General features: G+C 67.0%; 17 protein-coding genes and 1 tRNA gene. 7 read left to right on the top strand and 11 right to left on the bottom strand.

Annotated elements, in window-relative coordinates:
- Positions 1-94: 94 nt before the first annotated feature.
- Entirely contained in the window at positions 95-298 is a 204-nt protein-coding gene (locus tag ABLE94_RS12015; protein WP_348806384.1) for a YgaP family membrane protein, read from the bottom strand.
- A 147-nt stretch (positions 299-445) separates the two neighbouring features.
- On the opposite strand from ABLE94_RS12015, the gene ABLE94_RS12010 reads away from it, so the two are divergent.
- Complete coding sequence (locus ABLE94_RS12010) at positions 446-616, top strand: hypothetical protein (RefSeq protein ID WP_348806385.1); 171 nt, start codon at positions 446-448, stop codon at positions 614-616.
- A gap of 273 nt (positions 617-889) precedes the next feature.
- Here ABLE94_RS12010 and ABLE94_RS12005 read toward each other — a convergent pair.
- Positions 890-963: transfer RNA gene (locus ABLE94_RS12005), tRNA-Gly, on the bottom strand.
- A 164-nt stretch (positions 964-1,127) separates the two neighbouring features.
- On the opposite strand from ABLE94_RS12005, the gene dcd reads away from it, so the two are divergent.
- The 3 genes from dcd (at position 1,128) to ABLE94_RS11990 (ending at position 4,750) form a co-directional block, all read left to right on the top strand.
- Positions 1,128-1,706, top strand: coding sequence for a dCTP deaminase (gene dcd / locus ABLE94_RS12000; protein ID WP_348806386.1), 579 nt, complete (start codon positions 1,128-1,130; stop codon positions 1,704-1,706).
- Between the two features lie 232 nt (positions 1,707-1,938).
- Positions 1,939-3,366 carry a UDP-glucose dehydrogenase family protein gene (locus ABLE94_RS11995; protein ID WP_348806387.1) on the top strand — a complete coding sequence of 476 codons (1,428 nt, stop codon included), beginning with the start codon at positions 1,939-1,941 and terminating at the stop codon, positions 3,364-3,366.
- Between the two features lie 52 nt (positions 3,367-3,418).
- Complete coding sequence (locus ABLE94_RS11990) at positions 3,419-4,750, top strand: hypothetical protein (RefSeq protein WP_348808833.1); 1,332 nt, start codon at positions 3,419-3,421, stop codon at positions 4,748-4,750.
- 9 nt (positions 4,751-4,759) lie between these two features.
- On the opposite strand, the gene ABLE94_RS11985 is transcribed toward ABLE94_RS11990, so the two are convergent.
- Entirely contained in the window at positions 4,760-5,560 is an 801-nt protein-coding gene (locus ABLE94_RS11985) for a MerR family transcriptional regulator (protein WP_348806389.1), read from the bottom strand.
- Between the two features lie 62 nt (positions 5,561-5,622).
- Entirely contained in the window at positions 5,623-6,204 is a 582-nt protein-coding gene (locus ABLE94_RS11980; protein ID WP_348806390.1) for a TetR/AcrR family transcriptional regulator, read from the bottom strand.
- A gap of 101 nt (positions 6,205-6,305) precedes the next feature.
- On the opposite strand from ABLE94_RS11980, the gene ABLE94_RS11975 reads away from it, so the two are divergent.
- Positions 6,306-7,892, top strand: a complete 1,587-nt coding sequence (locus ABLE94_RS11975; RefSeq protein WP_348806391.1) for an MFS transporter — start codon at positions 6,306-6,308, stop codon at positions 7,890-7,892.
- Here ABLE94_RS11975 and ABLE94_RS11970 read toward each other — a convergent pair.
- From ABLE94_RS11970 to ABLE94_RS11945, 6 genes are all read right to left on the bottom strand, one after another.
- On the bottom strand, positions 7,854-8,993 hold the full coding sequence (locus tag ABLE94_RS11970; protein ID WP_348808832.1) for a PDR/VanB family oxidoreductase: 1,140 nt from the start codon (positions 8,991-8,993) through the stop codon (positions 7,854-7,856). The genes ABLE94_RS11975 and ABLE94_RS11970 overlap by 39 nt on opposite strands.
- A 7-nt stretch (positions 8,994-9,000) precedes the next feature.
- Complete coding sequence (locus ABLE94_RS11965; protein WP_348808831.1) at positions 9,001-9,927, bottom strand: metal-dependent hydrolase; 927 nt, start codon at positions 9,925-9,927, stop codon at positions 9,001-9,003.
- Positions 9,924-11,717 (bottom strand): SDR family oxidoreductase, encoded by a 1,794-nt coding sequence (locus ABLE94_RS11960; RefSeq protein WP_348806394.1) that lies wholly within the window; start codon positions 11,715-11,717, stop codon positions 9,924-9,926. Before ABLE94_RS11960 ends, ABLE94_RS11965 begins: the two co-directional genes overlap by 4 nt.
- A 120-nt stretch (positions 11,718-11,837) precedes the next feature.
- On the bottom strand, positions 11,838-13,091 hold the full coding sequence (locus ABLE94_RS11955; protein WP_348806395.1) for a pyridoxal phosphate-dependent aminotransferase: 1,254 nt from the start codon (positions 13,089-13,091) through the stop codon (positions 11,838-11,840).
- A 270-nt stretch (positions 13,092-13,361) separates the two neighbouring features.
- On the bottom strand, positions 13,362-16,892 hold the full coding sequence (locus tag ABLE94_RS11950) for a (Fe-S)-binding protein (protein WP_348808830.1): 3,531 nt from the start codon (positions 16,890-16,892) through the stop codon (positions 13,362-13,364).
- A gap of 189 nt (positions 16,893-17,081) precedes the next feature.
- Positions 17,082-18,488: a WS/DGAT/MGAT family O-acyltransferase gene (locus ABLE94_RS11945; protein ID WP_348808829.1), complete on the bottom strand. Its 1,407-nt coding sequence runs from the start codon at positions 18,486-18,488 to the stop codon at positions 17,082-17,084.
- A gap of 131 nt (positions 18,489-18,619) precedes the next feature.
- Between ABLE94_RS11945 and ABLE94_RS11940 the strand changes: the two genes are divergently transcribed.
- A complete protein-coding gene (locus ABLE94_RS11940; protein ID WP_348808922.1) occupies positions 18,620-19,213 on the top strand; it encodes a SanA/YdcF family protein in 594 nt (197 codons plus the stop codon).
- Positions 19,214-19,231: 18 nt separating this feature from the next.
- Here ABLE94_RS11940 and ABLE94_RS11935 read toward each other — a convergent pair whose 3' ends face one another.
- Positions 19,232-20,446 (bottom strand): acyltransferase, encoded by a 1,215-nt coding sequence (locus ABLE94_RS11935; RefSeq protein WP_348808828.1) that lies wholly within the window; start codon positions 20,444-20,446, stop codon positions 19,232-19,234.
- A 478-nt stretch (positions 20,447-20,924) separates the two neighbouring features.
- Here ABLE94_RS11935 and ABLE94_RS11930 point away from each other — a divergent pair, with 478 nt between their 5' ends.
- Entirely contained in the window at positions 20,925-22,307 is a 1,383-nt protein-coding gene (locus tag ABLE94_RS11930; protein WP_348808827.1) for a styrene monooxygenase/indole monooxygenase family protein, read from the top strand.
- The last annotated feature ends 24 nt before the right edge of the window (positions 22,308-22,331 follow it).

The raw sequence follows: 22,331 nt of genomic DNA, 5'->3' as shown, positions 1-22,331 counted from the left end.
CTCGCTCGACTGTGGCAGCGGGCGTCACGCCGACGGCGTCTTTACGGCGTTTCGGCGGCGGTCGCCTGACTCCAGGCGACCGCCGCGCCTGGAATCAGGTGAAGGCCACTCCGGGCTTGAGTCCGAGCTTCTTGAACACAAAAGCCGCAGGACAGAATCCGGTGAACGAGGACTGCAGGAGGTTGAGGCCGACGAACACCGTCAGCCACAGCCAGTATCCGGAAACGAAGGCGCCGAGCGCCACGGAAATCAGGATCATGGTTCCGGCCATGATCAGGACGGCGCGGTCGATGGTCATGCGGGGGTCCTTCCGGAGTTTGGTTTATACCCCATGGGGTATTTGACAAGACGGTACCAGATACCCCTATGGGTATAGGGCCGTGCGGTCCACAAAGGGGACGACGATGAAGGCAACGAGTCAACCCTCAACCGGGCGGTACGGGGAGTGGCAGGCGTCGTCGCGCTGATCCTCGGGACCGCCGTCGGGGCAGGCAGTGTGCTGGGCGGCAAACTCGTGCTCGCCGCCGACACCGCGACCACCGAGAGTCGCTACGCGGTGGTCAAGGAGTCCGGGCGGCCGTACGCACCCACCAGCCTGTACCGGTACTGGGTATAGATGCTGCACCGGGCAGGGGTCCGAAGAGTGCCACTCCGCACGGCCCGATGAACGTGTGCATCCCTCATGCTGGCCGAAGGTGTGCCGATAACCACGGCGTCGGCTTGGGTGCGCCATTTAAGCGCTGAACCGCTGTTCCGCACTACGCCACGAGTGACCCCACGGCACTTACGAGAGGCTTCCGTCGTCCTGTTGTGCAATTTGGTGTGACTTCGAGGACTGATGAGGTTGCCTCAAGAGCGGACCGTAACGCTGTGACCTGCATGATCACCGTGGAGCCGATGACGGGAATCGAACCCGCGTATTCAGCTTGGGAAGCTGATGTTCTGCCATTGAACTACATCGGCGTGCTGGTCTCTACGACCTGCGACGAAAGACTAGCAAACTCCGCAGGCCGTTCCGTCGTCAAGGCCCTACCCGGTCCGGCGCGTCGCCCGCGACGGCGAGTTGCGCATGGACCAACACGACCGGACACGCAACTGAGGTGACCCCCGTCCGATAGCCTCGGACCGTGCTGCTTTCCGACCGGGACATCCGCGCCGCCATCGACACCGGGCGCCTCGCGCTCGACCCGTACGACCCCGCTCTCGTGCAACCGTCGAGTGTCGATGTCCGCCTCGACAGCCTCTTCCGGGTGTTCAACAACACCCGCTACACCCACATCGACCCGGCGCAGCGGCAGGACGAGCTCACCAGCCTCGTCGAACCGGACAAGGGCGAGCCGTTCGTGCTGCATCCCGGCGAATTCGTGCTCGGATCGACGCTCGAGGTGTGCACATTGCCCGACGACCTCGCCGGACGACTCGAAGGCAAGAGCTCACTCGGACGTCTCGGACTGCTGACGCACTCCACCGCCGGGTTCATCGACCCCGGCTTCTCCGGGCACATCACGTTGGAGCTGTCCAACGTCGCCAATCTGCCGATCACGCTGTGGCCGGGCATGAAGATCGGCCAGCTGTGCCTGTTCCGCCTGTCCAGCCCCGCCGAGCACCCGTACGGCAGTGCCGCGGTCGGCTCCAAGTACCAGGGCCAGCGCGGACCGACGCCGTCGAAGGCGTACCTCAACTTTGTGCGGGATATTTCGGGGTAGTCACGCGGCGAGTCTGGGCCCGGAGCTGGTGGGCTTGTTGGGCTGCCGGCTTGCGTGGTCTCGACTCGCGGCTCGCCCTGGGGGCTCGCAGCAGGCTCGACCGGCGAGTGATGGTCGGGCTGCGGCGAGGGAGACCTCGACCGGCGAGAAATGATCGCTGTTCACCGACGCGTCGACGCGGCGCCACGTCGTGGTGGGTTCCGCGATCATCGCCCCGCGTACGTCTACTGGTATGAAGCTGACCGTCATCGGATGTGGATACCTCGGCGCGACCCATGCGGCCTGCATGGCCGAACTCGGGCATGACGTCCTCGGCGTGGACGTCGACGCCGAGAAGGTGGCCCGGCTGCGTACCGGTGAGGTGCCGTTCTTCGAGCCCGGACTGTCAGACATCCTGCGACGCAACCTGACTGCCGGGCGTCTCGAGTTCACTACGTCGATGCAGGCGGCCGCCGACCACGGCAGTGTGCACTTCGTCGGCGTCGGAACACCGCAGCGGGCACGGGGATACGGCGCCGACACCTCTTACGTCTTCTCCGCCATCGAAACCCTCGCCGGACTCCTGCGTGGTGAGCATCTGATCATCGGGAAGTCGACGGTGCCGGTGGGCACCAGCGCCGAACTCGCCGAACGCATCGGCCACCTCACCGGAGACCTCGCCGACGTCGAATTGGCCTGGAGCCCAGAGTTTCTCCGTGAGGGATTCGCCGTCGAGGACACCCTGCGGCCCGATCGGATCGTCGTCGGCACCGACCCCGAGGCCGTCACCAGTGCGGCGGTGGCGGTGATCGGTGAGATCTACCGGGAGATCCTCGAAACCGGGGTACCACTGGTCACCACCGACTGGGCGACAGCCGAATTGGTCAAGACCTCCGCCAATGCCTTTCTCGCGACCAAGATCTCGTTCATCAACGCGGTCAGCGAACTGTGCGAGATCGTCGGCGCCGACGTGTCCACCCTCGCCGACGCCATCGGCTACGACAACCGCATCGGCCGCCGATTCCTCAACGCCGGACTCGGATTCGGCGGGGGCTGCCTGCCCAAGGACATCCGGGCGTTCATGGCCCGCGCCGACGAACTCGGCGCACACCGCACCCTCGGCTTCCTGCACGAGGTCGACGCCATCAACATGCGCCGGCGCAGCGCCATGGTCGACCTCATCGAACAGACCTGCCCCGGCGACCTCATCGGCGCCAACATCGCCATCCTCGGCGCGGCGTTCAAACCGGAGAGCGACGACGTGCGTGACTCCCCGGCATTGAGTGTCGCCGGACAACTGGCCCTACGCGGTGCCGCGGTGACGGTCTTCGACCCCAAGGCCACCGACAACGCGCGCCGCATGTACCCGATGCTGCACTTCACCGATAGTGCTCGCGCCGCGGCCGCCGACGCCGACGTGGTCGCGCTGGCCACCGAATGGGCCGAATTCGTCCACATGGCACCCGAGGAACTCGACGACGTCGTCCGCCACAAGGTGATCGTCGACGGCCGACGATGCCTTGATGCAGGTCAGTGGCGTGCATCCGGGTGGGAGTACCACGCGCTCGGCGGTGCGGTCCGGGACCGCAACACCGCCCCCGCGCGGGTCGGTACCGCGACCGCCGCGCAGGTCGGCGGCCCCTCATCACGGGCAGCGATTCGCCGACACGTGCTAGGTTGAACAACCACACAGCGGATGCGGGGAGGCATCCGGGCGAGTGTAGGGAAATTCGATGTCCACGAGTGCAGATACGGCCACCGCGCGTAGCGTCGTCCACGCTGCGCTCACCGATCGTGTCCGCACGCGGCTGACCAGCCGAAACTCGCCGGTCGTCGCGCTCATCGACCTCGACACCACGGGTGCCTCGGCCATCGTCGTCGACATCACGGCCGACGACGAGATCATCGCGGCGCCCGCACCGCTCACCGACGTGACGCCCCGCGCCCTCGATCTGGCACTCGCCGCCCACCTGATCGGTGTGGCCCGGGTACCGGCACCCGATTCCGACGTCGGCACCGCCGAACTCCGCAAGCTCGCCGGGCGCGCCCGCACCCGACTGGCCGCCTCCGAGGGCGCGTTCATCATGGGTGAGGAGCACGTCCGCCTCTTCCGCGTCACCCGCCGCGACATGGAGGTGGCGACGGCCACCCAGGCCGCGGAACTGTCGGCATACATCGACGACGTCCTCGCCTCGGTCGGTGCGCCCGACGCCGCAGTGCTCCTGACCTCGACGCACGTCCAGTGGCCCGGCCTGGACACCCTGCTGTCGCAGGTCCGCGGCGCGCCGGTGATGGTGCTCGATGACATCTCCGACGAGCCGCAGCCGACCCACGGAGTCGCGTTCGCCACGACGGAAGACTTTCTGACGCCATCCGACGACCAGACCTCCGAGGTCCGGGTCGTCGAACCCCCGGCCGATGCTCCGACCGCGGTCGCAACCGCATCGTCGTCGGTGGCTCCAGAAGCTGCCGACCTCGGGCCCCACGATGATCGGCCCTCCGATGGCCTCGCCACCGTGGAGCCGATCGGCGTCGACGATGCCGTCACCGATCAACTCGAGGCGATCACGGACCGACTCGACCCGGTGGAGGCACTCCCCGGATACCTCGCCGACGCCGATTTCGACGCCGACACCGATCTCGACGCCGACACCGATGCCGCCACCGTGGTGCCGCCCCCGGAGGCCGGTGACAGCCGCTGGTTCTCCCGACAACGCTGGCTGCTCGGCGGTGCGGTCGCCGGAGTCCTGGCGGTGTTCGGAGTCGCCACCGCCGTCGCCTTCACCGGCGGTTCGCCGGAGCCGGCGACGCCGAGTGTCGCACCGAGCGCCCCGGCCGTGGCCGCACCGCCCGCGAGCAGCGCGCCGCAGGAGTTCGCCGATCCCTCCGACCTCGTCGAAGCCCGCCGGCCTGCGGTGCTCTACACCACTCCGCCGCCCCCACCGCCGCCGGAGACGAGTACGCAGCAGCAGAATCAGAATCCGTCGTCGCCGAGACGGCAGGCCCGACCCCAGCCGCGGATCGTCATCCCGATCCCCGGGCGGCCGCCGATCGTCATCCCCTGACCGGGCCGATCAGGACACCGAATCCGGATCGTGCCCGGATTCCCTTGCGACGGTGAGGTAGTCGGCCAATTGCCGTTTCATCTCGCGGTCGAGCGCGCGGTCGAGCGCATTGTGCGCCGACACCTGGCCGGCTCGACGCAGGCCCATCAACAGGCGTGTGGTTCTTTCGGATTCGTCGTCGTCCGTCGGGATCCAGCCGTCGTCATGGCCTTCGGTGACCCGACGGCGGCCGGCGGAGATGAGGGTGTTGGCGACGCTGTCCATCGCCTCATCGAGGGCGGCATGCACGTCGAGAATGTCATCCAGTGACATCCCCTGGGCGACAAGCTCTCCGTAGGCGGTGACGGTTTCCGGATCGAGGATGGCGTAGGTGTTCGGCGGATTCCCGCCGGTGTCGGCACCTTCATCATTGACATCTGCGGATTCGGCACGGATCAACCGGAAGTCGGAAAGACGTTGCCACTGCTTGGGATCCGCGGTGCGCAGGATCTGCTCGAGTTCGTCGGCGGTGACAGTGGTGGGCGTGATGCGTGACCACCGTTCGGTCACCACTTCGCGCAGGCCGAGGACCTCGGCAAGGTCGTCGCCACGTTGCATGCCGGACAGGAAGTCACCGATGTGGCGGATGGTGAAGCCCCGCCCGAGCAGGTCGTTGATCACCTTGAGGCGGGCGAGGTGCTCGTCGGTGTAGATGGCAATGCGGCCGCGCCGGAGCGGTCGCGGCAACAGTCCCCGGTCCTGATATCCGCGCACGTTCCGGGTGGTCGTCCCGGCCGCGCGGGCCAGATCGTCAATCCGGTATTCGGTCACGGAGAGACATTCTCGCAGATCGGGAGTCCCCGATGGTTCACAGTCGGTGACTCCGGGCGCCGTCACGGTCGCAGCCCGTTGGCGATCAGCGCGAGGACGCCGTCGTAATTACGTACCGGATCACTGAACTCCGGCCCCGCCCCGGCCAGTTCGAGACTGATCGCCCCATGTACGCAGGACCACACCTGCATCGCGAGTTCGAGGGCGTCGCCCGGGCGCACCACGCCGGCGGCCTGACCGTAGCGGACGATATCGGCCAGGGCGGCGAAGGCGGTTTCCGCGGTCGCCACATCGGGTCGGCACTGCGAGGAGAACATCAGGCCGTAGACGACGGGATAGGCGAGGGCGAACTCGCGGTAGGCGCGCCCGCTGTGGGCCAGACGCGCTGCGGCATCACTGTGGGTCGCGCCCCGGATCGCGTGGCCGAACTCGGAGAAGGCGTCGCTGACCAGGGCATCGAGCAGTCCCTCCTTGCCGTCGAAGTGGTTGTAGACACCCATCGGCGCCACCCCGGCCTCCTTGGCGACCGCCCGGATGGTGAGCCCGGCGGCCCCGTCGCGTTCGAGGATGCGACGCCCGGCGCGAATGAGGTTGGTGCGGACCTCGGTGGCGGGCGTGCGACGTGATGGTGAAGCGCTCGGCATATTGACAACGTACTAGAACAGTGTTCTTCTTGTGTGGAACGTTGTACTACAACGTTGGGTCAACGTTCTATAACCTGCTTCCAACTCGAGAGGGGCGCATCATGCGCACTCGTTGGTGGGCGCTCGGCGCCCTGTGCTTTGCCGAACTGCTCGTGATGATCGACAACACGATCGTCAACGTCGCCCTGCCGACGATGGCGCGTGACCTCGACGCCGGGATCTCCGGCTTGCAATGGATCGTCGACGCCTACACCCTGGTGTTCGCCGGACTGCTGCTGACCGGCGGCTACCTCGGTGACCGCTTCGGTCACCGACGCATGCTGCTCACCGGCATCGCAGGATTCGTGGCGGTCTCGGCTCTCGCGGCGTCGTCGCAGACCCTGGGACAACTCGTCGCAGCCCGTGGTGGTCTGGGACTCTTTGCGGCGCTGGTCTTTCCGGCGACGTTGGCCCTGATCACGACGATCTTCACCGAACCCCGGCAGCGCGCGGCCGCGGTCGGTATCTGGGCGGCGACGTCGGGTATCGCCGTCGCGATCGGGCCCGTTCTGGGTGGGTGGCTGCTCGAGCACTTCGCGTGGTCGTCGGTGTTCTGGGTGAACCTGCCCGTCGGGGCGTTGGCCGCCGCCGCCATCGTCGCCGTCGTTCCCGGCACACGTCCGGAGACCGTGTCGCGCTTCGACATCGTCGGACTGGTGCTGTCGATCCTCGGCCTCGGACTGCTCGTCTACTCGGTCATCGAGGGCCCGAACGTCGGTTGGTCCGCCGCCCGCACCATCGTCGGACTCGGTGGCGCCGTGGCGATCCTGGCGCTGTTCGTCTGGCGGCAACTCGTCCTCGCCCATCCGATCCTCGACGTCCGGCTGTTCGCCAATCGCCACTTCGCCGCCGCGGCCGCACTGATCAGCGTGGCCTTCTTCGCGCTCTTCGGATTCATCTTCCTGATCACCCAGTACTTCCAGGCGGTCAAGGGATACGGACCACTCGACGCCGGCATCCGGACCCTTCCGTTCGCGGTGGTGATGGCGGTGTTCTCGCCGGTGGCGATGGCACTGTCGCACCGGTTCTCGCCCCGGCCGGTGGCCGTCGCCGGTGCGTTGCTGATGTCGGTGGGCTTCGCGCTCGTCGAAACCTCCTCGCGGACATCGGGATACTGGGAACTCATCGTCTGGTCGATGTCGCTGATGGCGATCGGGCTCGCGTTCATCTCCGGGCCCTGCACCCAGCTGATCATGGATGCCCTGCGGCCCGAGCAGGCCGGTGCCGGTAGCGCCGTGAACGACACCACCCGTGAGGTCGGCGGCACGCTCGGCGTGGCGGTGCTCGGCTCGGTGCTCACCTCCGTCTACGCCGCCGGTGTGACCGACAGGCTTGCGGCACTCGGTGTTCCGCGCGGTGCGGCCGACACCGCAGGCGAATCGGTGATGGCCGGTGTCGCGGTGGCGCAGCACGCACCGGCGGTCGCCGCCGATTCGATTCGCGTTGCGGTGCAACAGGTCTTCGTCGACGGACTGCACTCGGCGGTGTGGGTCGCCGTGGCGGTCACCGCATCGGCGGCCGTGGTGGCCGCGGTGGCGCTGCGCGGAGCCCCGCGGGGAGCGGAAAGATCGGTGACGGACGACGCCGCGGACGACGGATCGTCGTCGACGTCAGAGATCGAGCGTGAGGCTCTCGCCACTCGCCCGTGACACGCACGTCAGGATCTGCCCGTCGGCACGTTCCGGCTCGGTCAGGATGTTGTCGCGGTGGTCGATGCCACCCGACAACGTCCTGATCTTGCATGTGCCGCAGAAGCCTTGGCGGCACGAATACGGCACCGACGGGATCTCGGCGCGCAGCGCGGCGAGCAGTGTCTCGTCGGCGCCGACGGTGATCTCCTGCCCGGTGGAGGCGATGGTCGCGGTGAACTCGCGGCCGTTCTCCACCGGAGGTGGGGTGAAGCGCTCGTAATGCAACTCGATGTCCGGGCGATCGACCAGGTGGCGGCGCAGATTCTCCAGCATCGGCACCGGCCCGCAGCAGTACACCGCCAGACCCGAAGGCGCACTGCCGGTATCGGGGTCGACCTCGCCGACGAGTTCCTCCATGGTGGGTAGGCCGCCCTCGTCGTCGGTGCGGATGGTGACCTTCTCACCGAAGCGGGCCACCTCTTCCCGGAACGGAATCGAGTCGAGTGTGCGACCGGTGTAGATCATCGACCAGTCCAGGCCGAACTTCTCCGCGGCACTCAGCATCGGCAGGATCGGGGTGATGCCGATACCGGCGGCGATGAAACGCAGTTGTCGCGCGGTGGACCCGTGGCCGGGCAGCGAGATCGGAAAAGCGTTGCGCGGAACCTTGATCGAGACGAGATCACCGACCGCCAGGGTGTCGTGCACCTCGACCGATCCGCCGCCTCCGTCCGGGATGCGTCGGACCGCGATGCGGTAGGTGTGTCGGTCGGCGGGGTCGCCGCACAACGAGTACTCACGCATCCGGCCCGACGGCAGCAGCAGATCGAGGTGTGCTCCGGCGTGCCAGCGGTGCAGGATGCCACCGTCGGGGTCGGCGAAGGTGAGTGCGACCACGTTCTCGTCCTCGGCGACCACCTCGCGATGCACGATCCGTACCACGGTGATCCCGGTATCGGCGGTGGTGTCGTGCAGCGGCGACAGGGGCCGCCACAGCGGCCACCAGATCTTCGACAGCGCGGTACCGAAGGTGAGCAGCGGGTCGTGGCGCCACCGACCGTACAGATGAGGCGGGGGTGCGGTCATCGCCGTGGTGTGCGGATGTGCGCGCTGATTCATGAAGACCTCATCCCGCCCGACGGGCCGCCGGCGACGCCGCGAGGTAGGCGACCGCCTGTGCGGTGGAACCGATCTCGTTGGGATGGAAACCCGGGCGGAAGTAGCTGGTGGTGGCCAGGATGACCTTCCACATTTTGGGTAGGACGCCGGCGCGGACACCGCGGAAGTAGTGGTACTCGCGCTGGAAGAAGTTGTAGTGCAGGGTCGGATCGCTGGTCATGATGAATCGGAAGCCGCGGTTGACCAGCAGCAGCAGCACCGGCAACGCCACCAGCATCGCGCGGCCACGTCGCAGATATCCGTCGCCGAAGTAGACGGCCACCTCATGGGCGACCGCCCGGTGCTCGACCTCCTCGGCACCGTGCCACATGAACAGGTCCGACATCGTCGGATCGGCGCCGTGCTCCACCCAGGTGTTGTTGAGCGCGAAATCGCCGAGGATCGCCGTGTAGTGCTCGAGCGCCGCGATCAGCCACAGGCGCTCGATGAGATGCTTCTGCCGGGCCTGCGGACTGCCCTTGCTCAGTGGCCCCAACAACTTTCGGAAGATCCACTCCATCTGACGACAGAACGGACGGGGATCGATGCCGTGATGATCGAGGAACTCCCACAGGACGTGATCGTGGGCCTCGGCATGCATCGCCTCCTGCCCGATGAAGCCACGCATGGTGGCGATCAGCTCCTCGTCATGCACCAGCGGAAGGGCTTCGTTGTAGGTCTGCACGAACCAGCGTTCCCCCTCGGGCAGAAGGAGATTGAGCACGCTGACGAAGTTCGACGCGACGGGGTGGCCCGGAATCCAGTGCAGCGGGACCTGTGACCAGTCGAAGGCGACGTTGCGGGCGTGGAGTTCGACCGGTCCCGGGTCGGAGCCGTCGGCGTCGAGCGGTTCGCGGGAATCGCTGATCGAGTGGGCGTGGGCGTGGGCGGTCATCGGTGGGCCTCCTTGCCGGCGACGACGGGACGACGGGCGGCGAAATGTGAGATCCAGGGAGCGAAACGATAAATGCGGTAACCGATCTGGGCTTCCGGAGCGACCGGTACCACCGCCTTGTCGTCGAGGATCGCCGCGACGATGCGCGCCGCCACCTTGTCGGGGGTGAAGCCTCGTCGCCGATACAGCTCGGTGAGTCGCCGCTGTTCGGCGGCCTGGGCATCGTCGTCGAGTCCGGCGATGGCCGAGGTCGCCACGATCGGGGTGTCGATGAGTCCGGGGCAGATGGCGCTCACCCCGATGTGGTGATCGGCGAGTTCGCCCCGCAGGGATTCCGAGTAGAGCAGCACGCCGGCCTTGCTGGCCGAATAGACTCCGAGGCCCCGCTGTGGGGTGAACGCGGCGGCGGAGGCCAGGTTCACGATGTGACCGCCGGTGCCGCGACGGACCATCTGACGGCCGAACTCGCGGCATCCGGTGATCACGCCGCGCAGGTTGATGTCGAGGAGTCGATCGATCTGTTCGTCGGTGGCGTCCAAGGATGCCCCGGACAGGCCGATGCCCGCATTGTTCACGACGATGTCCGGAATGCCCTGCGCTGCTGCGACATTCGTCGCGAACTCGGCGAACGCCGCGGTGTCGGACACGTCGAGGGTGTACACCGCGGTGGCCGCGCCGCTCTCCTTGCACATCCGGGCGGTCTCCTCCGCCCCGGCCGGATTGATGTCGGCGAGAACGACGTCACAGCCGAGTTCGGCCAGGGCACGCGCGGTTTCGCGACCGATGCCGCTGCCGGCGCCGGTGACGACGGCCAGACGACCCGACAGCGCCTGATCCGGTCCGAATCGCCGGGCGCGGGTGAGGGTGTCGGGAGTCCGGGGTGAGCCGTTGAGGTAGGAGATGAACTCGCGCACGTTGTCGGCCACATACTCCGGATGCGTCGACGGAAGCCAATGCCCGGTGGTCGACGGCCGCCGCCACAGCTTGGCCACGTACTTGTGCGTGGTCGCGAATGTCGGTGGGCGGATGGCGAAGTCACGTGTGTTGAGGAGTTCGAGCACCGGAACGGACACCGTACGCGGGGCCGGGAAGAATAGTCGCCGACCGATGTTCGCGCGGTAGTAGCGCACACCGGAGTTCATGTCGCGGCGCAGGGTGGGCCCGGTGTGTACCGCGTCGCGCGGGGTGCCGTCCATGAGGTGCAGGAACTCCCGCCAGGCCCGCGGGTTTCCGAGGACCCCGAGGAACAGCCGCGGAGCCACCGGCAGGTGGAACAGGCCGATGTAGGTGGAGCTGATGGCCTGTGCGATCGAGTTGCGGATGTTGCGTGGCGTCGGGTGGGTGATGTTGTGGCGCAACAGCGCACCCACCTGATCGAGACTCGGGCCCGAGATCGAGGTGAACGACGCGATGGCCATCGAGGCGTCGCTGCGCGACACCGCCTCCCACGTTTGGATGGAACCCCAGTCGTGCGCGACCACATGGATCTTGTCGTTCGGTGCGACGGCCTCGGCGACGGCGAACAGATCGTCGGCGAGATTCTCGATGCGGTAGGCGGAGACGCCGTCCGGGCGGTCGCTGTCGCCGATGCCGCGAGTGTCGTAGGCGAAGACCCGCGCATCACGGGCGAGGTCGGCGGCGACGTCGTCCCACACCCGGTGGGTGTCGGGCCACCCGTGCACCAGCACGATCGTCGGCATCGCCGATTCGTCGCGTGCGCCGTCCACGACCGCCTCGAAGACGGCGAGGTTGACCTCACCGCTGCGAACCGTGCTGCGTTTCCATTCCACCGTCGAACTCCCGTCGGCCTCTCAACCAATGGAGGTAGACGTTACCAACGGTTACATCAAAAGCCAACGAATCCGGGGTTTGCGCTGATCAACCCCGGAAAACCGGTGGTCAGGCGGGTGTCACTGCCGATACGACGCCAAGAAGTTGCCGATCCGTTCGATCGCCTCACCGAGCTCTCGGGCCCAGGGCAGCGTGACGATCCGGAAGTGGTTGTGGTCGTCGAGGTTGAATCCGGTGCCCTGGACCACCAGGATCTTCTCCTGCAGGAGGAGGTCCTGAACGAACAGTTCGTCGTTGTGGATCTCGTGGACCTCGGGATCGAGGCGGGGGAAGGCGTAGAGCGCGCCGGATGGCTTCACGCAGCTCACGCCGGGGATCTCGTTGAGTTTCTCCCACGTCACGTTGCGCTGCTCGTAGAGCCGACCACCGGGGTGCACCAGGGCCTCGATGCTCTGATACCCACCGAGCGCCACCTGGATGGCGTGTTGGCCGGGCACGTTGGCGCACAGGCGGGTGGACGCGAGGATGCCCATGCCCTCGATGAATCCCTTGGCGTGGTCCTTGGGTCCGGTGATGACCACCCAGCCGGCCCGATAGCCGCACACGCGATACGCCTTGGACAGTCCGTTGAAGGTCAGGCACAGCAGATCGGGGGCGAGCGAGGCGATGTTGGTGTGCACCGCGTCGTCGTAGAGGATCTTGTCGTAGATCTCGTCGGCCAGGATGAGCAGGGAATTGCGGCGGGCGACGTCGGCGAGTTGCTCGAGAACCTCGCGCGAGTAGACCGCACCGGTCGGGTTGTTCGGGTTGATGATCACGATGGCCTTGGTGCGCGGCGTGATCTTGGCCTCGATGTCGGCGATGTCCGGATTCCAGCCGTTGTCCTCGTCGCAGCGATAGTGCACCGCCGAGCCGCCGGAGAGTGCGGTCATCGCCGTCCACAACGGGTAATCCGGCGCCGGGATCAGCACCTCGTCGCCGTCGTTGAGCAGCGCCTGCATCGTCATGGTGATCAGCTCGGACACACCATTGCCGAGGATGACGTCGTCGACGTCGAAGTACGGGAAGTCGGGGATGAGTTCGTAGCGCGTGACCACGGCACGACGCGCGGACAGGACGCCGGCGGATTCGGAGTAGCCCTGCGAGTACGGCAGGGCGTGGATCATGTCGCGCATGATGACGTCGGGCGCCTCGAACCCGAACAGCGCCGGGTTGCCGATGTTGAGCTTCATGATGCGGTGGCCCTCGGATTCCAGACGCGCGGCATGCGCGTGTACCGGGCCCCTGATCTCGTAGCACACGTTCTGCAGCTTCTGCGACTGCTCCAGCGGCTTGAGGTTCTGATTCAGGTGGGATACATAAGGCCTACTCACGAGTTCAATTGTCGCAGCCGCAGGCAAATCGGTTTTTTCGGGCGTCGACGTCGACGTTCACAGCGCTCTCCCTGACGTTGGCAGCGCCTTCTCTCGCACTGACAGCGCTCGGTCTCGCACTGACAGCGCTTTGTCTCGCACTGACAGCGCTTGAGCAAGCGCTGTCAACGAGGAGTCGAGCGCTGTCAACGGTGACGAGAGCGCTGTCAACGAAATCGGGCCCGTCCGATTCGTGCGAATCAGACGGGCCCGATGGCCGATCCCGTGCGCTCAGGCCTTGTGGCCGGGCCGTTTCTTGCCGGCGGCGATCCCGAAGCCCTTGGCCTTCGACGCACCGGTCTCGCCGAGGGTGCGCTCGTCGGGGGCCGAACCATTGCTCGACGGTGCCGGAGCATCGTCGACGGGCTCAGTCACGGCTGCCGGTTCCTCGACGGGCTCTCTCGGTTCCTCGGCCGGCTCACTCGGCGTCTCGGCCGGCGCCGTGGACTCCTCGGTAGGCGTGGCCGCGGCAGGCTTGGCCGCTGCCTTGCCGATGCCGCCGGGGCGTTTCTTGCCCGCGGACATGCCGAAGCCCTTCGCCTTCGCGGGCTTGTCCTCGGTGAGTGCACCTTCCGCGGGCGCTGTCGCCGACTCGGCGGACTCACTCACGGTCTCGGCCACAGACTCGGTCGGTGCCTCGGCGGGCGCCGCGGACTCCTGGACGGAATCCTCGGCCGGCGCGGCAGCGGCAGGCTTGGGTGCTGCCTTGCCGATGCCGCCGGGGCGTTTCTTGCCCGCGGACATGCCGAAGCCCTTGGCCTTGGCCGGCTTGTCCTCGGTCACCGTCGCCGCACCCGCGGTCTCGGTCGACGCGGCGGCCGGTTCGCTGACCACCTCGGCCGGCTCACTCGACGCCTCGGCGGGCGTCGCCGGCGCGGCTGCAGCCGCAGCACCGGGCTTTGCGCCCGGTCGCTTCTTGCCCGCAGACATACCGAAGCCCTTGGCCTTGGCCGGCTTCTCCTCGGTCAGTGCGGCACTGCCGGCCGACTCGGTCGACGCCTCGGCAGGTGCTGCGGCTTCCTCCGCCGGCGCCGGCGCCGACGCGGCGGGCTTCTTGGCGCCTGGGCGCTTGGCCCCGCCCATGCCGAATCCCTTTGCGGCGGGCTTCTTCTCGGCCGCGGGCGCCTCAGCGGTGGCCTCCGCGGCCCCGGCCGACGCCGCCTCCGCCGGTGCGGCCTTCGCGGCGGCACCCGGCTTCTTGCCGCCCTTCATGCCGAATCCCTTTGCGGCGGGCTTCTTTTCGGCAGGCGCCGACTCGGCGGGTGCCTCGGCCGGAGCGGCCTTGGCAGCGGCGCCGGGCTTCTTGCCGCCCTTCATGCCCAGACCGACCTTCGGCTTCGGCTTCGAACCGGCATCGGTCGTCGCCGAAGCAGCGGCCGCCGCGGGAACCTTCTCCTTCTCGGGTTCGGGTTCCGGCTCGGGCGCGGGCTTGCCGATCGGGCCGAGGAAGCGGCCGCCGCGGGTCACCTCGGGGGCGCCGCGCTTGACCGACTCCAGCAGCAGCTGTGCGACGTCGACGACCTCGACCTTGCCCTCGTTCTCGGTTCCGGACGTCCGGGCGGTCACGCCGTCGGTGAGCATCACGCGGCAGAACGGGCAACCGGTGGCGACCTTCTGCGGTACGTCGCCGCCAATATCACTGCCGAGCGTGTCCAGCGCCTCGTCCACCCGGTCGATGTTGATGCGCTTACCGATCTGCTCTTCCATCCACATCCGGGCACCACCGGCGCCACAGCACATGGATCGTTCGCCGTGACGCGGCATCTCCCGCAGGTTCGACCCGGATGCGGCCATCAGCTCACGCGGCGCGTCGTAGACCTGGTTGTGGCGACCCAGATAGCACGGGTCGTGATAGGTGACGCCCTCGCCGAGCGGGGCGACCGGCACCAGACGCTTCTCCCGCACCATTCGGTTGAGAAGCTGGGTGTGGTGCACCACTTCGTATTTCGCACCCAACTGCGGGTACTCGTTGCCCAGGGCGTTGAAGCAGTGGGCACAGGTGACGACGATCTTCTTGCGCTGCTGCGGCGCCGTCGAGAAGACCTCGTTCATCATCTCGATGTTCTGCTGGGCGAGCATCTGGAAGAGGAACTCGTTGCCCGCGCGGCGAGCCGAGTCTCCGGTACAGGTCTCGCCCTCGCCGAGGACCAGGAAGTTCACCGCGGCGATGTCGAGCAGTTCGGCGACGGCCTTGGTGGTCTTCTTCGCGCGGTCCTCGTACGCGCCGGCGCAGCCGACCCAGAAGAGGTACTCGAAGCCCTCGAAGGACTCGACGTCCTTACCGAACACCGGGATCTCGATGTCCATCTCGTCGATCCAGTTGGTCCGCGCCGAGGAGTTTTGACCCCACGGGTTGCCCTTGTTCTCGAGGTTCTTGAACATGCCGGCCAGCTCGGTCGGGAAGTCCGACTCGATGAGCACCTGGTAGCGGCGCATGTCGATGATGTGGTCGACGTGCTCGATGTCGACGGGGCACTGCTCGACGCAGGCGCCGCAGGTGGTGCAGCTCCACAGCGTCTCGGTGTCGATGACCGCACCGAGCTGCTCCGGGTCGAACGCGCCGTCATCGGAGGTGATGCCGTCGCCGCCCCCCATGAGCCCCTTGGACTCGCCGACCAGCTTGCGGGCGGCCTCGGCACGCGCGGCCTCCGGGATCTTTGCCAGCTTGGCCTCGTCGACGTTTCCGTCGGCGTCGACCAGGCCGACCTCGTCGCCGCCCATGTCGGTACGCCCACCGGCGATCAGATAGGGCGCCTTGGCCTGCGCGTGGTCGCGGAGCGACATGATGAGCAGCTTGGGCGACAACGGCTTACCGGTGTTCCACGCCGGGCACTGCGACTGGCAGCGACCACATTCGGTGCACGTGGTGAAGTCCAGCCAGGCCTTCCACGAGAAGTCCTCGGCCTTGCCCGCACCGAACGCGTCGACGTCGGGATCGGCGGTCTCCATGTCGAGGACCTTGCCGCGGCTCATCATCGGCTTGGCCGCACCGAGGGCGACGCCGCCGTCGGGCTGACGCTTGAGATAGATGTTGAAGAAGGCGGCAAAGCGGTGCCAGGCCACGCCCCAGTCGATGTGCGAGCCGACCACCGCGAGCCACACCATGCCGCTCATCAGCTTGATGACCGCGGCCCCGGTGACCCAGTACTCCGACGACCCCTCGAACAGCTGCGCGAAGTAGTGGGTGAAGAACGACGTCCAGATCGGCGGGTCTTCCAGGCCCGCCGAGATCTTGAAGGTCTTGACGAAGACCATGCCCAGGCCCTCGAGCAGCACGACCCATTCGACGAAGTAGGCGGCGCCGAACCGCGAACCCGAGAAACGGGAGATCCGCTCGGGCACACGGGGATGGTTGAGCTGGCGAATGATCATCAGCGTGACGATGCCGATGACCGTGCCGAGCCCGAGGACCTCGTCGGCGAAAATGTAGATGCTCCAGGAACCGATGATCGGCCAGTGGAAGTGCGGGTCGAAGATCTGACCGTAGGCCTCGAACCAGAAGATCGCGCCGATCAGGAAGCCGAACATCACCAGCCAGTGCGCCCAGCCGACAGTTCGGAACTTGACCATGCGGGTGTGGGCGACGAACTCCTTGAGCATCGTCCACAGGCGGGGGAGCACCGGAAAATACCGGCCGCTGTCGATGCGCTGGCCCTGGGCGATGGCACGCACCATGCGCCAGACTCCGCGCAGGAACAGCGCCCAACAGAACAGGCTGATGACCGCGGCAATCGTGCCGATGGTGATCGTCGTGGCATTCACGGCGTCCGGCCCCTCTCTGGTTGTCTTCAGACCCTCCGGCGCTGGCTGACGGGCGCGGGGTCAGACGTCTACTACAGGTAACCGTAATTGCTGGGGGTGAGGCAGCGCTGCCAAGGCTGACCTAAGTAACGCTCGGTCGGTTACCGGTGGTGTCAGACAGATGATACTTGTCAGTAACTTACTGTCCAGTCAGATAGTGGGTGGTGTGACGCGCGCGACCTTCTCCAGCTCGTCGAGCGCGGTATCGAGATGCGTGAGCAGCCGCTGCAGGCTGGGCAGCTCCTTGCGGGCGCCGATGAGCCCGAAATTGATGTGCTCGGCGGTCGAGGTCACGGTGATGTTCAGCGCCAACCCCTCCATCGCAACCGACACCGGATAGACCCCGTCGAGCCGGGCGCCGTTCCAGTACAGATTCCTGGTGGGTCCGGGGACGTTGCTGATGATGATGTTGAAGTTCGACGGTATGTGGCCGGCGAGGCCGGGGACGATCGTCAGCGCCAGAGGCGCCACCGCGGCCGCCCCGTACGCCAGGGCCTGCAACGGGGAGAGTCCACGGATGACCTTCTTCGACTCGCGTATCGACCCGACCAACGTGGCCAGGCGGCGTTCGGGGTCCGGCTGATCGGTCGCCAGATTGGCCAGGATCGCGGTGACGGCATTGCCCTCGTGGTCGTCGCCTCCGATCCGGGTGGACACCGGCACGGCTGCGATCAGCGGCGCGGCCGGGAGTTCGTCGCGATCGATGAGGTAGGACCGCAATGCCCCCGCGCACATGGCGGCCACCACGTCGTTGATGGTGATCTCCAGCTCGTCGGCGATGGCCCGCAGGCGAGCGGTCTCCCACTGCTGCGCCGCGAACCGTCGGGCGCTGCCGATCGAGACATCGAGCATCGTGCGGGGCGCGGGACTCACCGGGGAGGTGAAGTTGTCGTTGGACACGGTGTTCCAGGCGATCTTCGCCGCGGCCGGCGCGATTCCGGCGATCTGTCCCGCGACGTCGAGGGCTGCACCGGCGGCGCCGAGGACGCCGGAGACGCTCAGCGGCGATGCGCCGGCGGGCTTGCGTTGACGCGACGAGACGGACGGATCCCACGGTGACGTGCCATTGCGGTCGGCCGGATCGGGCGACAGGGTTCGCTCCAGCATGCGCAGTGCGGAGACGCCGTCGAGGAGGGAGTGGTGGATCTTGGTGTAGAGCGCGACCCGGCCGTCTTCGAGACCCTCGATGATGTGCAATTCCCACATCGGCCGGTTGCGGTCGAGCAGCGCGCTGTGGTGCAGCGACACGTAGCGGAGCAACTCGCGGATGCGACCCGGTCGGGGAAGTACGGTCCGGCGCACGTGATAGTCGAAATCGATCTCGTCGTCGTAGGACCAGGCCAGCAGCCCCATCAGCGCCACGGGCGTCGCGGGACGTTTGCGGAACAACGAGCGCACCTCGGTGCCCGCGGAGAAGCGGTCGATCATCTCCTCGGCGAGTTCGCTGCCCGACTGGCCCTCCCGGGGCACGAACAGCTGTAGCCCACCCACATGCATGGGTTGTTCACGGGTCTCGGCAATGAGGAACATCGATTCCGTGACCGGCATGTATGGCATGGCGCCCCCTTTGATCCCTGATGGATCCCTGAAATGGGCGATCCTGCGGTGTGGGTCCCATCACAGTACCGCCGGAGGAGATCCGTGCGTGTACCGGTCCGTGGTGACCTCTACCGTGGTGCCCTGTGGGGATGCGAGCGGTGGCCGGACGGGCGTTCCTGATCGCGCTGATCGCCGTCGAACTCGTCATCACCGTGGCGGCGACCTGGGTCTATGTCTCCGCGTACGGGAGGGTGGTCGACGAGCGCGACGTCGCCGCCGGCGCCACCATCGTCGTCCTCGGGTCGCTGGTCGACGACGGGGAACCGGGTGACTATGTGCGGGGCCGCCTCGATACCGCGCTGGAGCTGTACCGGTCGGGGCGAGCGGATCGAATCATCAACTCCGGCAACGGGAATTCGGACGCAGGAGATGAACCGGCGGTGATGCGGGCCTACCTCGAGGGCCACGGCGTCCCGGCCGGGATCATCGTCGACGATCCCGCGGGATTCGACACGGCGGCGAGCTGCCGGCGGCTGCGGGACGAGTTCGACGTCGACGATCCGGTGATCGTCACCCAGGACTTTCATGTCTCGCGGGCCGTGGCGTTGTGCCGCAGCCTCGGAGTCGATGCGACCGGGGTGGCGGCGCACTGCGACTGCTCGTGGCCGACCGTGCTGCGCAACCACATTCGCGAGGCCGTGCTCGCCCGGCCGCGGGCATTGCTGACCGCAGTGACCGGCTGACGTGGTGTTGGCCGGTCGCTACCGGCGCCGCAATGGCAGTCGCGGACGACCGGTCAGATAGAGCGAACCGGGCAGGTGACGCAGCACCTCGACCAGCAGCAGCGAACCGGCCAGAGTGGCGACGTAGACGACTGCGGTACCCCAGGGCTGGCCCAGCGCCGCCAGGATGGCCGGGCGTCCGTCGACCTTCGGATAGAGGAGGAAGAACAGCACCAGCACGTGGCACAGGAACACGCTGAACGACCGGTTGGATGCGAACGAGACCGCCCGGGCGAATCGCGGGGTGAACTCACGCCAATGCTCGGCCCAGTGCGCGGCAGCGGCATACAGGCACGTCATCGCGACGATCAGGAACGGGATCAGCGTCGGGAAGAACGCGGAGTCGTTGTCGTGGACCGGATGCCCCTGCACCTTCACGCCGTATAGGTAGACACCGACGGCGAATCCGCCGGTCAGCAGGAGGGCGCCGGCGAGCCACCAGGCCTTCCCCGACAGCCAACGCCCGATCTCCTCACGGTGTACCGCGGCGATCGCGCCGTAGAAGATGAAGAACTGATACGGGATGAACGTCGCGTAGTGATGCCACCAGTACGGCGCGACCGACGCGGGCGGTTCCCAATAGGTGATGATCAGCGTGATCGCGACCTGCACGGCCAGGCTGCCGGCGAGAAGCCAGCGATGCCGGCCGACGGTGGCCCGTACCAGCCACAACACCAGCGGGAACAGCAGGTAGACCTGCAGCATCACGAACAGGAAGTACATCTGGAACCCGGACAGACCCCACACGACGAGCTTGCCGAACTCGTTGAGGCTGGTCGGCACGTCCGACAGTCGGCCGTTGGCCCACATCGCCTGGACCACCCAGTAGATGAACGACCAGATCAGGTACGGGAAGATCACCAGCTTGATCCGGCGACGCCAGAAATCGAGTGTGGAGAAGTCCGCCTTGTCGAAGTTCTGGTACATCAGCACGAAGCCGGTGAGCGCGAAGAAGGTGTTGCGGGTGAAGTGCAGCAGCAGCGAGGTCGTGTTGACCGGCAGGCTGGTGAATTCGTTGGTGGTCTGGGTGAGGCAGTGGACGAAGATGACCAACGAGAAGGTCGTCGCCCGGATCAGGTCCACATGGTGCAGGTAGGCCCGCCGAGTGCGGCCGGCGACGCCGGTGGCGACCGTCGATTGTGGAGCTGATGGCTGCACGCCGGTATCGGTCGCGCGCGTGACTGCGGTCGTCATACCCCTACTCTCGGACAACGGTGCGGGCGGCTGGCCCGTCGATCGCCGGTGTGCGGCGCTCCCCGCCCCGGAACCGGCGTCAGCGGAAGATCGGTCGCATCGTCGCGATCGGCAGGGCGGTGATCCATCCGCAGCCGTGATCTATCCGTGATCTGACGTCAGAGTAGCAGCGCAACCTTGGCGTTCCCTGGGACGTATCTGCCAGACCGTCCCAGGCGTGAAAAACGTCACAATCGACACGATCCGGACATTCGTCGGGCCGATGCCCGCCGCGGCGGCCCCATGTCGACGGTGCTGTATGTCGACGGTGCTGTATGTCGACGGTGCTGTATGTCGACGATGCAACTTCGGTGAACGTAATCCTGTCGCCTCGATCGGCAACCCGGCACCCTGACTCGCACCGCCCACTCGTGCGAGTTCGTACTCCGGGCACCACACACGACCAGCGCGACGCCCGTCGCAGGAGAGGACAACAACCATGGCCGAACAACCCACGAAGTCGGTGGCAATCGTCGGAGCCGGACTGGCCGGCACGAGTGCCGCACTCGGCTTTCTCGACGCCGGATTCGACGTCACCCTCTATTCGGACCGGGATCGCGCGTCACTGCGCGACAAGGTCCCGCCGACCGGCGTCGGCGTGCTGTTCGGCAAGTCCCGCGAGTGGGACGCCGAGATCATCGACGATCTCTACCAGGTGGGCAACACGACCGGCATCAGCGTGCGCCTGCACTCCGGCAGTGGTGACGAGCGCGCCGACGTCCTCGAGTTCAATCCCGACTACGGCTATGTCGCGCAGGCGGTGGATCTGCGTCTGCGCGCCGACGACCGGCTCGGCCGCTTCCTGGACCGCGGCGGCCGGTTCGACGTCGGGCATGTCGACACCGCTCGTCTCGACGAGATCGCCGGATCACACGACCTGACCCTGGTGGCCACCGGCAAGGGTGGTCTGTCGGCGCTGTTCGGGGTGGACGAGTCCCGGACGCACTATCACCAGCCGCAACGTCGGCTGCTGCAGGTGACCCTTGAGGGCGTCGACCACGGTCCGGACACCTTCGGCTACCGCAGCCGGGAAGGTGGGGCGCACTCGCTGTTCAACCTCGACAGTGAGAACGGTGAGATCTTCGTCGGTCCGTTCCTGCACAAGGACGCGGGTGCGACCTGGTCGATCATCGTGTTCGCCAAGACCGACGGTGCGTGGGCGCCGAAGATCGACAATGTGGTCGACGCGCAGTCGGCACGTCAGACCGTCGTCGACATCTTCACCGAGTTCTTCCCCAAGGACGCCCCGGTGGTGTCGTCGCTGCGGGTCATCGACTCCGACCCGTACTCCTGGCTGACCGGCGCGGTCACCCCGACCGTGCGTCATGCGGTGGGCCGCACGGTGAGTGGGCATGCGGTCGGCGCGATCGGCGACACCGCCATCGCCGTCGACCCGGTGGCCGGCCAGGGTGCGCAGAACACCCTGATCCAGGTCGCCGAACTGGTCAAGGCGGCACGCGCCCGACTGGCCGCCGATCCGAACGCGACGTTCGACGCCCAGTGGCTGCACGACGAGTTCGAAAAGCATTGGGAGCGTCGCGGTCACGCCTCGGTCGAGGTGACGCGTCTGTACCTGGGCGACCCGGACTACGCCACCCACCTGGAACTGTCGTTCCCGGCGGCCGCGGTGAACACCGACATCGCCTCGGCGTTGTTCGGGCTCCTGTCGGAGCCGAATCCGCTTCTGCCCCTGCGCACCCGCGACGATGTGGTGGGATTCATCTCGGCCGTCGCCGGTGAACCCGCCGACGATGTGCTGGCACGTTTCATTCCGGCCGGACAGTTCTCGGCGGCACCGGCGCGGGAGTCCGTGTCGGTCTGATCCGGGTTCGTGCGATGAGCGGCA

The sequence above is a fragment of the Gordonia sp. VNK1 genome, assembly GCF_040049135.1.
Lineage (GTDB): Bacteria > Actinomycetota > Actinomycetes > Mycobacteriales > Mycobacteriaceae > Gordonia > Gordonia oleivorans.
The sequence above is the reverse complement of the archived record's forward strand: the minus strand, read 5'-3'. Positions and strand labels throughout refer to the sequence as shown.

What these genes read in the sequence shown, in the direction of transcription:
- ABLE94_RS11990 (WP_348808833.1), top strand. Translation starts at nt 3,419, where the DNA reads ATGTCCACGAGTGCAGATACGGCCACCGCGCGTAGCGTCGTCCACGCT.
- ABLE94_RS11945 (WP_348808829.1), bottom strand. Translation starts at nt 18,488, where the DNA reads ATGCCATACATGCCGGTCACGGAATCGATGTTCCTCATTGCCGAGACC.
- ABLE94_RS12015 (WP_348806384.1), bottom strand. Translation starts at nt 298, where the DNA reads ATGACCATCGACCGCGCCGTCCTGATCATGGCCGGAACCATGATCCTG.
- ABLE94_RS11970 (WP_348808832.1), bottom strand. Translation starts at nt 8,993, where the DNA reads ATGAATCAGCGCGCACATCCGCACACCACGGCGATGACCGCACCCCCG.
- ABLE94_RS11975 (WP_348806391.1), top strand. Translation starts at nt 6,306, where the DNA reads ATGCGCACTCGTTGGTGGGCGCTCGGCGCCCTGTGCTTTGCCGAACTG.
- ABLE94_RS11935 (WP_348808828.1), bottom strand. Translation starts at nt 20,446, where the DNA reads ATGACGACCGCAGTCACGCGCGCGACCGATACCGGCGTGCAGCCATCA.
- ABLE94_RS11940 (WP_348808922.1), top strand. Translation starts at nt 18,620, where the DNA reads ATGCGAGCGGTGGCCGGACGGGCGTTCCTGATCGCGCTGATCGCCGTC.
- ABLE94_RS11980 (WP_348806390.1), bottom strand. Translation starts at nt 6,204, where the DNA reads ATGCCGAGCGCTTCACCATCACGTCGCACGCCCGCCACCGAGGTCCGC.
- ABLE94_RS11995 (WP_348806387.1), top strand. Translation starts at nt 1,939, where the DNA reads ATGAAGCTGACCGTCATCGGATGTGGATACCTCGGCGCGACCCATGCG.
- ABLE94_RS11930 (WP_348808827.1), top strand. Translation starts at nt 20,925, where the DNA reads ATGGCCGAACAACCCACGAAGTCGGTGGCAATCGTCGGAGCCGGACTG.
- ABLE94_RS11965 (WP_348808831.1), bottom strand. Translation starts at nt 9,927, where the DNA reads ATGACCGCCCACGCCCACGCCCACTCGATCAGCGATTCCCGCGAACCG.